Consider the following 12990-nt stretch of genomic DNA (forward strand, 5'->3'; position numbering starts at 1 on the left):
CCACCATCCGGCGAGGATCGGTCTGCCGGACAACGACAACCGGGGAAGAAACGACCATGAACGAACGTCAGGATACCGGCAGCATGACTGTGGAACGCCAGGGCCGAGTCATGGTGCTGACCATGAGCGACGCCGGCACCCGCAACGCGCTTGGCTTGAAGATGATGTCCGCCGGCCGCGATGCGCTGGATGAGGCGACACACGACCCCGGCATCGGCGCCATCGTGCTGACCGGCGCCGGTGGAGCCTTCAGCTCGGGCGGGCATCTCAACAACCTCTATCACCATGGCAGCCGGTCACGGTCGGAGAACCGGGACGGCATCGAGCGCTTTCACGGCTGGGTCCGCGCCATGCGCGAATGCCCGAAGCCCATCGTCGCCGCAGTCGAGGGTCCGGCGGCCGGTGCCGGCTTCTCGCTGGCGCTGGCCTGCGACCTGATTGTCGCGGCGGAGGACGCGCAGTTCCTGACCGCCTATGTCAAGGTCGGGTTGACCGCCGACGGCGGCGCCTCCGCCTCCCTCGCCCGCGCGCTGCCGCCGCAGCTTTATGCGGAATTGATGCTGACCGGCGGCCCGGTCGACGCCGCGCGTCTGCATGCGGCCGGCGTGGTCAACCGCGTCACCGCCCCCGGACAGGCGCTGGCCGGGGCAATCGCCTGGGCCGGAACCATCGCCGAAGGGCCGAGCGGCGCGATGGGCCGGGCCAAGAAGCTGATGGAACTGGCCTATGGCAGCTTCGCCACCCAGCTTGCCCGCGAAAGCGACCTGTTCGTCGAAGCCCTGCACCATGGCGAGGCGAAGGAGGGCATCACCGCGTTCTTCGAGAAGCGGCCGCCGACATTCCACAGGCGCTGATGGATACGAACAGCCGGGCGCCGTGGGATGCGGCGCCCGGTCTTCGTATCCATCGGCGCACCCGTGCATCACCGCACGAGAACGTGCGCCGCCTCCTTGGTCCGTTCGACCGCGCCGGCCACCTGGCTGACCGCGGTGGAGATGGCGGCGACGTTGGAGGTCACTGTCCCAACGGCGGCCGACGCGCTCTGCATGTTGGACGACATGTTCTGCGTGACGGCGCTCTGCTCCTCGACCGCCGACGCCGTGCCGGTCACATGCTCCCGCACCACCGCGACGGCCTCGCGGATGGCGCTCAAGGCGGTGGCGACTTCGGTCGAGGTCGACTGGATGCCTTCGATCTCGGCGGAGATCTGCTCGGTCGCCTTGCCGGCCTGGTTGGCGAGGTTCTTCACCTCGGAGGCCACGACGGCGAACCCCTTGCCCGCCTCTCCGGCGCGGGCCGCTTCGATGGTGGCGTTCAGCGCCAGCAGGTTGATCTGGCCGGCGATGCTGTTGATCATCCCGACGATGCCGTTCATCGCCTGGGCCGCCGCCGCCAGCCGGTCGGTGCTTTCCGCCACCGTCACCGTGCGGTCGAAGGCGCCGTCGGTCGCCGCGCGGGCGCGGGTCATGCTCTGGGAAATCTCGGCAATGGAGGCGACCAGTTCCTCAGCGCTCGCGGCCACCGCCTGGACACTGGCCGAGGTGGAGCCGGCGGCGTGGCTGGCCGAGTCCGCCTCCTCCATCGACAGGCGGAGCGCCTGATCGACCTCACCGAAATTCTTATCGATCATGATCTTTAGGTTGTTCAGCAACGAGACCTGCGCGGTCACGTCGACGGCGAACTTGACCACTTTGACCACCCGCCCCGTTTCGTCGAGAATCGGGTTGTAGGCGCCCTCGATCCACACCGGCTTGCCGGATTTGGCGATCCGCTTGTACTGCGCCGCCTGAAATTCGCCCCGCCGCAACGTTTCCCAGAAACGGGCGTAGTCCGCACTGTCGCGGTAGGCGGTTTCGACGAACATGCTGTGGTTCTTGCCGACGACCTCGTCCAGGCGATAGCCCATCACCTTCAGGAAATTGTCGTTGGCCTTGGTGATGATGCCTTCGGTGGTGAACTCGATCACCGCCTGCGACCGGTTGATCGCCGTCATCTGCGCGGCATAGTCGAGGTTTTGCAGCCGATCCTTGGCATCGGCCCATTCGACGACGAAACCGATGCGCTGGCCGTCCTCGGTCAGCGGCGAGACCAGCAGGTCGAACTGGTGCCCGCCGACCTTGATGGTGGCGCTGTGCGGCTTGGTCAGCGCCGCCAGCATGCCGCGTTGATGGCTGGGGTTCTTGTGGAAGACGTCGATGTTGCTGCCGACCAGGCGACTGACGTCCAGGCGCGGCAACTCCTTGCGCAGATCGCCCTCCGCCTGGCGCAGCAGCCCGACCACCGCGGGGTTGACATGGACGATGGTCAGATCGGCATCCGCCACCATCACCTTGGCGCGCAGCGCATCGAGCGCCGCCATCTTGCGCTTGAGCGCAAGAGTTCGCTTTCCCCGTCCGAACATCGCTCCCCCACGTGAGTACTCTATTATGTATGCGAATAATAGCGATAACCGCAGAGGTTTCCATAAGAATAAATCTGTCAGGTTGTGACAATTTTCATGATCCATGAAGCATCCAGATGCCATGTAACGCGAGTAACCATAGACTTTTTGCATAGATCTCAAAGATGAATTAAAGCTAATATCTTGGTTCCAACTTGGCGGATGGAATTTCGTTGCCGCACCAGAATAAGATTGTTTCGCAACGGCGCGCCGCTACCCCAGACCGATGGCATTCCCGCAGACACGGCTCTGCCGACCCATGCAGGAGCACAAACATCGAATTCAGGGCGAAATAACGCGAATGTATGTTGAACGAGCCGATAGCAGGTTGTAAATGTTTGCCGCATGACACAACCGCGCCGCCCTTTGACCGATGCCGAACGGCTCGACTGGATCCGCCTCATCCGGACGGAGAATGTCGGGCCGATCACGTTTCACCGCCTGCTGGACCAGTATGGCAGCGCTGCCAAGGCGCTCGACATGCTGCCGGATCTGGCGCGGCGCGGCGGGCGGGCCAAGCCGCTGCGCATCGCCGCCAAGGCGGAGGCGGAGCGGGAGATGCAGGCCAACCGCCGCTTCGGTGCCCGGCTGCTCTGCGCCTGCGAACCGGACTACCCGGAACCCCTGGCCGCGGTGGACGACGCGCCGCCGGTGATCTCGATCATGGGGCATGCCCATTTGCTGCAACGGCGCGCGGTCGCCATCGTCGGAGCGCGGAACGCCTCGCTGAACGGCAAGAAATTCGCCGAGTCTCTGGCGCGGGAGCTTGGGGCGGCCGGGCTGCTGGTGGTCTCCGGCCTGGCCCGCGGCATCGACACCGCAGCCCATGCCGGTTCGCTGGCCAGCGGCACAGCCGCGGTGCTGGCAGGCGGCATCGACGTCGTCTATCCGCCGGAGAATGAGGGGCTGTACCGCGACATCCTGGCGCAGGGCGTGGCGGTGGCGGAAAGCGCCATCGGCACCCAGCCGCAGGCCCGCCACTTCCCCCGCCGCAACCGCCTGATCTCCGGCCTGTCGCTGGGGGTGCTGGTGGTGGAGGCGGCCTTGCGCTCCGGCTCGCTGATCACCGCGCGGATGGCGCTGGAGCAGGGACGCGAGGTGATGGCGGTGCCGGGCTCCCCGCTCGACCCCCGCTGCCATGGCACCAACAACCTGCTGCGCCAGGGCGCCACGCTGGTGGAGCGCACCGACGACGTGCTGCGCGCCATCGAAACCCTGCGCCCGCCGACGCTGGCCGAACGGCAGCCCAACCTGTTCAGCGCACCCGCCCTCACCCATGGCCGAGCGATGGAACCCGACGAATCCGACCTTGCCAAGGCGCGTGCCGTGGTGCTGGAAAACCTCGGCCCCTCGCCCGTCACCATTGACGAACTCGTTCGCGGGTGCCAATTGTCCGCTCCGGTGGTGCTGACCGTGGTTCTGGAACTTGAGCTTGCCGGCCGAGTCCAGCGTCTTCCCGGTCATCAGGTCTCTCTCGCCTGATCGGCGCCGCCTTGGTTTGAGTGGGCATACGCGAAGGGCTGGTTTCTTGCCGGGCAGCAACGTCGTCATCGTCGAATTGCCGGCCAAGGCGAAGACCATCAACAAGTATCTGGGCGACGACTACACCGTCATCGCCAGCTTCGGCCATGTCCGCGACCTACCGGCCCGGGACGGCTCGGTGCGCCCGGACGAAGACTTCGCGATGGAATGGGAGCTGGGCGACCGCTCAAAGCGCCACATCGACGAAATCGCCAAGGCGGTGAAGTCGGCCGACCGCATCTACCTCGCAACCGATCCGGATCGCGAGGGAGAGGCCATCGCCTGGCATCTGTCCGAACTCCTTCGCGAAAAGCACCTGTCCGACAACCGCGACGTCCAGCGCGTCACCTTCAACGAGATCACCAAGTCGGCCGTCCAGACCGCCATGGCCAACCCCCGCGCCGTGTCGCAGGAGCTGGTCGACGCCTATCTGGCGCGCCGCGCCCTGGACTATCTGGTCGGCTTCACCCTGTCGCCGGTGCTGTGGCGCAAGCTGCCGGGCTCCAAGTCCGCCGGCCGCGTGCAGTCGGTGGCGCTGCGCCTGATCTGCGAGCGCGAAGTCGGAGATCGAGGTCTTCAGGCCGCAGGAGTACTGGTCGATCGCAGTGGGCTTCACCACGCCGGCCGGCTCTGCCTTCACCGCGTCGCTGACCCAGCTGGACGGCAAGCGCCTCGACAAGTTCGCCCTGCCCAACCGCGAGGCCGCCGAGGCCGCGGTGGCGCGGATCCGTCCGCAGGCCTTCGCCGTCTCGACGGTGGAGCGCAAGCAGAGCCGCCGCAACCCGTCGCCGCCCTTCACCACCTCCACTTTGCAGCAGGAGGCCTCGCGCAAGCTGGGCTTCGGCGCCACCCGCACCATGCGCACGGCGCAGAAGCTGTATGAAGGCGTGGACATCGGCGGCGAGACGGTCGGCCTCATCACCTATATGCGAACCGACGGCGTCAGCCTGTCGCAGGAGGCCATCGACGGCGCCCGCGGCCTGATCGGCACGCAGTATGGCGAGCGCTACGTCCCGGCCCAGCCGCGCGTCTACAAGACCGCCGCCAAGAACGCCCAGGAGGCCCACGAGGCCATCCGGCCGACCGACCTGCACCGCCGCCCCAACTCGGTGGCCGGCTATCTGGAAAGTGACGAGCTGCGGCTCTATGAACTGATCTGGAAGCGCACGCTGGCCAGCCAGATGGAAAGTGCCGTGCTGGACCAGGTGGCGGTCGACATCGCCAGCCCGTCCAAGGACGTGGTGCTGCGCGCCACCGGCTCCATCGTCGTGTTCGACGGCTTCCTGAAGGTCTATCAGGAGGACCGTGACGACGCGGCCGAGGATGACCAGCAGGAACGCCGGCTGCCGGCCATGGACCAGGGCGATGATCTCTCCCGCGGCGACATCGACCCGGAACAGCACTTCACCCAGCCGCCGCCGCGCTATTCCGAAGCCAGCCTCGTCAAGAAGCTGGAGGAGCTGGGGATCGGCCGCCCGTCCACCTATGCCTCGATCCTCCAGGTGCTGCAGGACCGCAATTACGTGCGGCTGGACAAACGGCGCTTCATCCCTGAGGACCGCGGCCGGCTGGTCACCGCCTTCCTGGAGAACTTCTTCCACCGCTATGTGGAGTACAACTTCACGGCGGAGCTGGAGAACCAGCTGGACGAGATCTCCGACGGCAAGATCGACTGGAAGACCGTCCTGCGCGATTTCTGGACCGCCTTCGACGTGGCGGTGAACGGCACCAAGGACCTGACGATCACCCAGGTGCTGACCACGCTCGACAACGAGCTGGGCGCCCATTTCTTCCCGGCCGCCACCGAGGACGGCCATGACCCGCGCGTCTGCCCGGTCTGCCGCGAGGGCCGGCTGGGGCTGAAGCTGGGCAAGATGGGCGCCTTCATCGGCTGCTCGCGCTATCCGGAATGCCGCTACACCCGGCCGCTGGCCGTCGCCAACGACGAGAACGGCGAGGCGCAGGAAGGCCCGCGCGAGCTGGGCAACGATCCGGAGACCGGCCTGCCGGTGACGGTGCGCCGCGGTCCCTACGGCGCCTACATCCAGCTCGGCCCGGCGCCCGCCGCCGCTGCCCCGCCGGTGGAGGAGCCGCCCGCAGAGGAGCCTGCGGCGGACGGCAAGAAGCCGAAGGCGAAGAAAAAGAAGAAGGACGAGGCGCCGAAGCCCAAGCGGGTGTCGCTGCCCAAGGGCATGGCCGCGGCCGACGTCGATCTCGACACCGCGCTGAAGCTGCTGGCCCTGCCGCGCGTCATCGGCAACCATCCGGAAACGGCCGAGGAGATCAGCGCCGGCATTGGCCGCTTCGGTCCCTACCTGAAGCATGGCAGCGTCTATAAGTCGCTGACGCCCGACGACGACGTGCTGACCATCGGCATCAACCGCGCCGTCGACCTGCTGGCCGGCGCTGCCAAGAAGGCGTCGGCCCCGGCCAAGACGCTGGGTGACCACCCGAAGACCGGCAAGCCGATCACCATGGGGTCGGGCCGCTTCGGGCCTTATGTGAAGCACGCCAGCGTCTACGCCTCGATCCCCAAGGGGACCGAGCCGGACAGCGTGACGCTGGAGCAGGCGCTGGAACTGATCGACGCCAAGGTCGCCAAGGATGCCGCCAAGAAGGGCGGAAAGGCGGCCAAGGACGCCGAGCCGGCCAAGGCCGACGGCGCCGAGACGGAGAAGCCAGCCAAGGCGAAGGCACCGGCGAAGGCTGCGGCCAAGAAGCCGGCCGCCAAGAAGGCGACCAAGGCCAAGGCTGCGAAGGATGCACCCGCCGAAGCCGCCGCGCCGAAGAAGAAGACCGCGAAGGCGTCCTAACCGCCTTCGCCACCCTGGCAGTTCCCCCTCCTCCCATCGGGAAGAGGGGGATGATCGCGCGCGACTGTAACCGGACGATATCGGCCAAGCTGACGCTGTGTAACAGTGTGTAACGCGCCACCCGCATGAGGCGCCTGCCAGCAATCCTGTCCAAGACGACCGGGGCGCCCGCCTGTTAGACTGCGGCATGGACCAGCAATCCGCGTTAGATCCTTCATTGAACCGGACAGCAGCCGGCGGCGGCGACTTCGCCCGGCTGTGGCGGGAGGCGCGTTTCGACGGCATGGAATGCCTGAACGCCCGCTTCCAGCGCCACAGCTACGCCCCGCACACGCACGAGACCTATGTGGTCGGCGTGATCACCGCCGGGACCGAGCTTTACCGCTGCCGCGGCACCGAACGGGTGGCGCGGGCCGGACAGGTGGTGGTGCTGGATCCCGAGATCCTGCATGACGGCCGCCCGGCGGCGGACGGCTATGCCTACCGCATGTTCTATCCCTCGGTGACGCTGTTTGAACAGGCGATGGCCGACGCGCTGGGCCGGCCTGCGGCGCCGCATTTCTCCGCCATGGAACTGGACGACCCGGAGTTGTTCCAGATCCTGCGCGGCCTGCACCATGGGTTGGAGGGGCCGTACCGCGAACCGTTGCGCACCGACACCGACGCGCTGCGCGCCTTTACAGCATTGGCGTTGCGCCATGGCGATCTGACGGCGCGGCCGCGCGAGGCGGGGCGGGAACCGGCGGCGGTCCGCCGCGCGCGGGAATATCTGGATGCCCATCTCGACAGCGCGGTCGAACTGGCCGATCTGGCGGAGGCGGCCGGGCTCAGCCGCTTCCATCTGCTGCGTGTCTTCCGGGCTGCGGTGGGCACGACCCCGCACGGCTATCTGACCGACCGGCGGGTCGCCCAGGCCAAGCGGCTGCTGGCGGGGCAATTGCCGCTGGCAGACGTGGCACTGGCCTGCGGTTTCTGCGATCAGGCGCATTTCAACCGGGTGTTCAAGGGACGGGTCGGCGTCTCCCCCGGCCAATACCGGCGCGGCAGCAATCCGATCCAAGACGCGCCCGCCGCCGCAGCCTAGCTTCCTCCCTATGAGCACAGACATGAGCACGGGCAGCTTCGCCGTACCGGCATCCCCGCGGCAGGACTTCGCGTCGGGTGTCGTCCATAGCCTGCCCATCGTGGCGGGCGCCATTCCCTTCGGCTTCCTCCTGGGCAGCCTCGCCGCCAAGGCCGGCCTGTCGGCGCTGGACATGGGGCTGATGAGCGCCCTGGTCTTCGCCGGCAGTTCCCAGTTCGTCGCGGTCGAGCTTTTGGACAAGGGCAGCGCCGGGCTGGCGGTGGTCGGCGCCATCCTGCTGGTCAATCTGCGCCACCTGCTGATGGGGGCGACGCTGGAGCCGCGCTTCCGCGGCGTGCCCCGGGCACGGGCGGGGCTGGCGCTGTTCTTCATGACCGACGAGCAGTGGGCGCTGGCGCTGCGCCGCGGACCGGAGTTGTCGCTGGCCTATTGGTACGGTGTGGCGGCGACGCTCTATCTTGCGTGGCTGTCCAGCACGGTGGCCGGGACGCTGGCCGGCGCGCTGATCGCCGACCCCACCGCCTGGGGATTGGATTTCACCTTCATCGCCGTCTTCCTCTGCCTGCTGGCCGGGTTCTGGCGCGGTATCGGATCGCTGCCGCCCTGGCTGGCGAGTGCCGCTGCGGCGCTGGCCGTCCATGCGCTGTCCACCGGCGGAACCTGGCACATCCTGGCCGGCGCCCTGGCCGGCGGGGCGGTTGCGGCCCTCCAAGCGAAGGGGCAAGGGAGGACCCGCAATGCCTGAGGCCCTGAACCTGGACTGGAGCGTCTTCGCCATCGTGCTGGCAGGAGCGCTGGTCACCTGGATGACGCGGATCGGCGGGCCGTGGCTGATCGCGCGGGTGCGGCTGGGTCCGGCGGCGAATGCGGCGCTGGAGGCGACGCCCGGCGCGGTGCTGGTCGCCCTTGTGGCGCCGGCCGCCCTGTCGCGCCCATCCGACGCGCTGGCCGCCGCCTTCGTCTGCCTGATCGCCCGGCGCGTGCCGATGGTGGTCGCGGTGGCGGCCGGCGTGGTGGCCGTGGTGGTGCTGCGCCGCCTGATGTGATCTCCCAATGGGCCCCTGTTGCAAACTGCCGTCTGGTGAAGCGCGCGGGGGTTGCCTATAAATCGGGGATGACCGACCCGATCTCCGCCCCCGCCGCTCCCGCCCCCGCTCCGGCAGCTTTCGACCCGCACGCCCTGCCGCCGCTGCGCGACGTGATCGCGCGCTTCGGGCTGGAGGCGCGCAAGTCGCTCGGGCAGAATTTCCTGCTCGACCTGAACCTGACGGGGCGGATCGCACGCTCGGCCAACCTGCCGGCCGGCACCACTGCCATCGAGGTCGGTCCCGGTCCCGGCGGCCTGACCCGCGCGCTGCTGGCGACCAATGCCGTGAAGGTCATCGCCATCGAACGCGACCGCCGCTTCATCGAAGCCCTGGCCGACGTCATCGAGGCCGCGCAGGGCCGCCTGACCATCGTCGAGGCCGACGCCCTGACGGTCGATCCGGAGGATCTGGCACCGGCCCCGCGCGCCATCGTCGCCAACCTGCCCTACAATGTCGCCACTCCGCTCCTGCTCGGCTGGCTGGCGCGGATCGAGGCCTATGTCAGCCTGACGCTGATGTTCCAGAAGGAGGTCGCCGACCGGCTGGTGGCGAAGCCGGGCAGCAAGGCCTATGGCCGGCTGTCGGTGATCACGCAATGGCGGTCCGACGCCCGCGTGCTGTTCAACCTGCCGCCGCGCGCCTTCACCCCGCCGCCCAAGGTCGAATCGACGGTCGTCCACCTGACTCCGCGCGCCAACCCGGAGCCGGCCGACTGGCGCGCCCTGGAGCAGGTCACCGCGGCCGCCTTCGGCCAGCGCCGCAAGATGCTGCGCCAGAGCCTGAAGTCGCTGGGCAATGCCGAAGCGCTGCTGGAGGAGACCGGCATCACCCCGACCGCACGGGCAGAGGAGATCGACGTTGCCGGCTTCGCCGCGCTGGCCCGCGCCTTCCGCGCCCGCAACCCACTTGAGAGCCCGGCATGATCCGGGTCAACCCCCGCATCAGCCTGGACGAAAGCGAGTTGCAGGAGGAGTTCGTCCGCGCCTCCGGCCCCGGCGGCCAGCACGTCAACAAGACCGAGACGGCGGTCCAACTGCGCTTCGACGTGCGCCACTCCCCCAACCTGCCCGATCCGGTGCGCTACCGGCTGGAGCGGCTGGCCGGATCGCGCCTGACCCAGGACGGCGTGCTGATCCTGGTGGCCGACCGTCACCGCTCGCAGATGCGCAACCGCGAGGACGCGCGCGAGCGCCTGATCGACCTGATCCGCGAAGCCGCTGCCCCTCCCCCGCCGCCCCGCCGCCCAACCAAGCCGACCAAGGGTTCCAAGGAGCGGCGGCTGGAAGGCAAGGCCAAGCGGTCGGAGGTGAAGAAGATGCGCGGGAACGTGCAGGACTGAGCCGGACACTCACCCGGCATGCCCGCCATGAGACAGGCGCATTGGACGGTTCAACCATCCCGTGCCAGCCTTGCCTTTCGCTTGCCTGTAAAACATTCCCCCGCGAGGACAAATCCGGGGCCGGAGACGTTCGATGAAGTCATCCATCCGCCAGCGCCGCCCTGCCGTCGCCGACTTCGGCCCGGCTGTCCGTCGGCTTCGCCTGGGTCGGGCATTCGCTGATGCACATCGTCTCGGCTCTGTTCCTGACCATCGTGCTGGCGCTGGAGACCGAGTGGAAGCTGTCCTATGACGAGCTGATCCGGCTGTGGACGCTGGGCGCCTTCATGATCGGGCTCGGGGCGCCGCTGGCCGGCTGGCTGGGCGACCGCTGGAGTTCGGCCGGCATGATCGCCGTCTTCTACCTGATGACCGGCGGCGGGGCGGTGCTGGCCGGGCTGTCGGACGGGCCGGAGATGCTGATGTGGTCGCTGGCCCTGCTGGGGCTGGGGGCGTCGATCTACCACCCCGTCGGCATGGCCTGGATGATGGCGAACGCCGAGAACCGCGGCAAGGCGATGGGCTGGCTCGGCCTGTTCGGGACCTTCGGCGTCGCCACCGCCGCGGTGGTCGCCGGCAGCCTGACGCAATGGCTGAACTGGCGCATGGCCTTCATCATCCCCGGCGCGATCTGCCTCGTGCTCGGCGTCGTGCTGGCCCTGCTGATGATGACCGGCGTGGTTCAGGACCGCCATGCCGACGTGAAGCCGCAGCCCAAGCCGTCGCGCGGCGACGTTGTGCGCGCCTTCTTCGTGCTGTCGCTGACCATGGTCTGCGCCGGGCTGATCTTCAACGCCATGCAGGTGGTGCTGCCCAAGCTGTTCGAGGCGCGGCTGGGCGGCTGGCTCGGCAGCGGCACGCTGGGGGTCGGCGGGCTGGTGACGGCGGTCTACCTGATCTCCGCCCTGCCGCAGATGATCGGCGGCGTGCTGGCCGACCGGCATTCGCTGAAGCGGGTCTATGTCCTTTGCCTGCTGGCCCAGATTCCGCTGATGGCCGCGGTGGCCGTCCTGGCCGAGCTGCCGCTGGTGGCCGCCGCCGCCTTCGTGGTCATCGCCTCGCAGACGCAGATCCCGGCGGAGAACATGCTGCTGGCCCGCTACACCCCGGACAAGCACCGCGGGCTTGCCTATGGCGCAAAATACATCCTGTCCTTCGGCGCCGGCCCGCTGGCCGTCCAGCTCGTCGCCTGGGTCTATGAGCGTACCGGCGACTTCACCATGCTCTATCTGACCCTGTCGGTGCTGGCCGCCATGGCCTTCGCCGCAGCCCTGCTGCTGCCGGACGACCGCCGCAAGGCCGAACCGGTGGCGGAGCCGGTGCCGGCGGCGGAGTGACCCGCCGCCGGACTTGACCGGTTACGCCAGCGTCTTGTTCAGCGCCCGATCGAGGTCGGCGATGATGTCCTCCGGCGTCTCCAGCCCGATGGACAGGCGGATCACGTCAGGACCGGCGCCGGCCGAGGCCTGGGCCTCCGCCGACAGCTGGCGGTGGGTGGTCGAGGACGGGTGGATGATCAGCGAGCGGGCATCGCCGATGTTGGCGAGGTGGCTGAACAGCTCGACGCTCTCCACCACCTTCACACCGGCCTCGAAGCCTCCCTTGACGCCGAAGGTCAGCACCGCACCGGCGCCGCGCGGCAGGTACTTCTGCGCAAGCGCACGGTACTTCGACAACTCCAGCCCGGCATAGCTGACCCAGCCGACCGCCGGATGGCTTTCCAGGAACTGCGCCACCTTCAGCGCGCTGTCGGCATGGCGCTGCATGCGCAGCGGCAGCGTCTCGATGCCGTTCAGCGTCAGGAAGGCGTTCATCGGCGCCTGGCTCGGCCCGAGGTCGCGCAGGCCAACGGCATGGCCGTGGATGGTGAAGGCGAGATGGCCGAAGGTCTCGTGGAAGCGCAGGCCGTGATAGCCGGGGTCGGGCTCGCTCAGCGCCGGGAACTTGCCGGACTTGCTCCAGTCGAACTTGCCGCTGTCCACCACCACGCCGCCGACCGAGGTGCCGTTGCCGGACAGGAACTTGGTGGTCGAATGCACCACCAGCGTGGCGCCCCACTGGATCGGGTTGATCAGGTAAGGAGTCGCCAGCGTGTTGTCGACGATCAGCGGGATGCCGGCCTCGTCGGCGATCCTGGCGATGGCCTCGATATCGGTCACCACGCCGCCGGGGTTGGCAAGGCTTTCGACGAAGATCGCCTTGGTCTTCTCGGTCAGCGCCGCCTTGACGTTGTCCACCGTATCGGTGTCGACGAAGCTGGGCTGCCAGCCGAAGGCGCGCGGGAAGCTGATGCCGAGCTGGTTCAGCGAGCCGCCATAGAGCTTCTTCGAGGCGACGATGTGGTCGCCCGGCGCCATCAGCGGGAACAGGGCCAGCAACTGCGCGGCATGGCCCGACGAGGTCGCGGTGGCGCCGGCGCCGCCTTCCAGATTGGCGAGACGCTCTTCCAGCACCGCCACCGTCGGGTTGGTCAGGCGGGAATAGATGAAGCCGACCTTCTGCAGGTTGAACAGCGAGGCGGCATCGTCGACATTCTCGAAGACGAAGCTGGTGGTCTGGTAGATCGGCGTCTGGCGGGCACCGGTCGCCGGGTCGGGAGCGGCGCCGGCATGGATGGCGCGGGTCTCGAAGCCGAAGCTCTTCTGCTCAGTCATCTGTGTGATTCC

At 68.1% G+C, this 12990-nt stretch carries 10 protein-coding genes and 1 pseudogene; 9 read left to right on the plus strand and 2 right to left on the minus strand.

The features are described 5' to 3' along the window. The first annotated feature begins 56 nt into the window (after nucleotides 1-56). Nucleotides 57-854 (plus strand): oxepin-CoA hydrolase, alternative type, encoded by a 798-nt coding sequence (locus tag ACWPN3_RS18410; protein ID WP_109096881.1) that lies wholly within the window; start codon nucleotides 57-59, stop codon nucleotides 852-854. Nucleotides 855-922: 68 nt separating this feature from the next. Here ACWPN3_RS18410 and ACWPN3_RS18415 read toward each other — a convergent pair whose 3' ends face one another. Continuing rightward, nucleotides 923-2401, minus strand: a complete 1479-nt coding sequence (locus tag ACWPN3_RS18415; RefSeq protein ID WP_492261656.1) for a methyl-accepting chemotaxis protein — start codon at nucleotides 2399-2401, stop codon at nucleotides 923-925. Nucleotides 2402-2785: 384 nt separating this feature from the next. On the opposite strand from ACWPN3_RS18415, the gene dprA reads away from it, so the two are divergent. The 8 genes and pseudogenes from dprA (at nucleotide 2786) to ACWPN3_RS18455 (ending at nucleotide 11661) form a co-directional block, all read left to right on the plus strand. After that, nucleotides 2786-3922 carry a DNA-processing protein DprA gene (gene dprA / locus ACWPN3_RS18420; protein WP_492240742.1) on the plus strand — a complete coding sequence of 379 codons (1137 nt, stop codon included), beginning with the start codon at nucleotides 2786-2788 and terminating at the stop codon, nucleotides 3920-3922. Between the two features lie 46 nt (nucleotides 3923-3968). Continuing rightward, nucleotides 3969-6774 (plus strand): annotated as a pseudogene (topA, locus tag ACWPN3_RS18425) (type I DNA topoisomerase). A 217-nt stretch (nucleotides 6775-6991) separates the two neighbouring features. Continuing rightward, the gene (locus ACWPN3_RS18430) at nucleotides 6992-7858 is read left to right on the plus strand and encodes a helix-turn-helix domain-containing protein (RefSeq protein WP_492240744.1); all 867 of its coding nucleotides are present in this window, start codon (nucleotides 6992-6994) and stop codon (nucleotides 7856-7858) included. A gap of 22 nt (nucleotides 7859-7880) precedes the next feature. After that, nucleotides 7881-8603, plus strand: coding sequence for an AzlC family ABC transporter permease (locus ACWPN3_RS18435; protein ID WP_492240746.1), 723 nt, complete (start codon nucleotides 7881-7883; stop codon nucleotides 8601-8603). Beyond that, nucleotides 8596-8904: an AzlD family protein gene (locus tag ACWPN3_RS18440; protein ID WP_492240747.1), complete on the plus strand. Its 309-nt coding sequence runs from the start codon at nucleotides 8596-8598 to the stop codon at nucleotides 8902-8904. The genes ACWPN3_RS18435 and ACWPN3_RS18440 overlap by 8 nt, the downstream gene beginning before the upstream one ends. A 68-nt stretch (nucleotides 8905-8972) precedes the next feature. Continuing rightward, nucleotides 8973-9869, plus strand: coding sequence for a 16S rRNA (adenine(1518)-N(6)/adenine(1519)-N(6))-dimethyltransferase RsmA (rsmA, locus tag ACWPN3_RS18445; protein WP_492240748.1), 897 nt, complete (start codon nucleotides 8973-8975; stop codon nucleotides 9867-9869). Continuing rightward, nucleotides 9866-10285, plus strand: a complete 420-nt coding sequence (gene arfB, locus ACWPN3_RS18450; protein ID WP_109049835.1) for an alternative ribosome rescue aminoacyl-tRNA hydrolase ArfB — start codon at nucleotides 9866-9868, stop codon at nucleotides 10283-10285. The genes rsmA and arfB overlap by 4 nt, the downstream gene beginning before the upstream one ends. A gap of 221 nt (nucleotides 10286-10506) precedes the next feature. Next, nucleotides 10507-11661, plus strand: coding sequence for an MFS transporter (locus ACWPN3_RS18455; protein WP_492261657.1), 1155 nt, complete (start codon nucleotides 10507-10509; stop codon nucleotides 11659-11661). 21 nt (nucleotides 11662-11682) lie between these two features. On the opposite strand, the gene ACWPN3_RS18460 is transcribed toward ACWPN3_RS18455, so the two are convergent. After that, complete coding sequence (locus ACWPN3_RS18460) at nucleotides 11683-12978, minus strand: O-acetylhomoserine aminocarboxypropyltransferase (RefSeq protein ID WP_492261658.1); 1296 nt, start codon at nucleotides 12976-12978, stop codon at nucleotides 11683-11685. Nucleotides 12979-12990 lie beyond the last annotated feature (12 nt).

This window comes from Azospirillum sp. UENF 111221, from assembly GCF_058780625.1.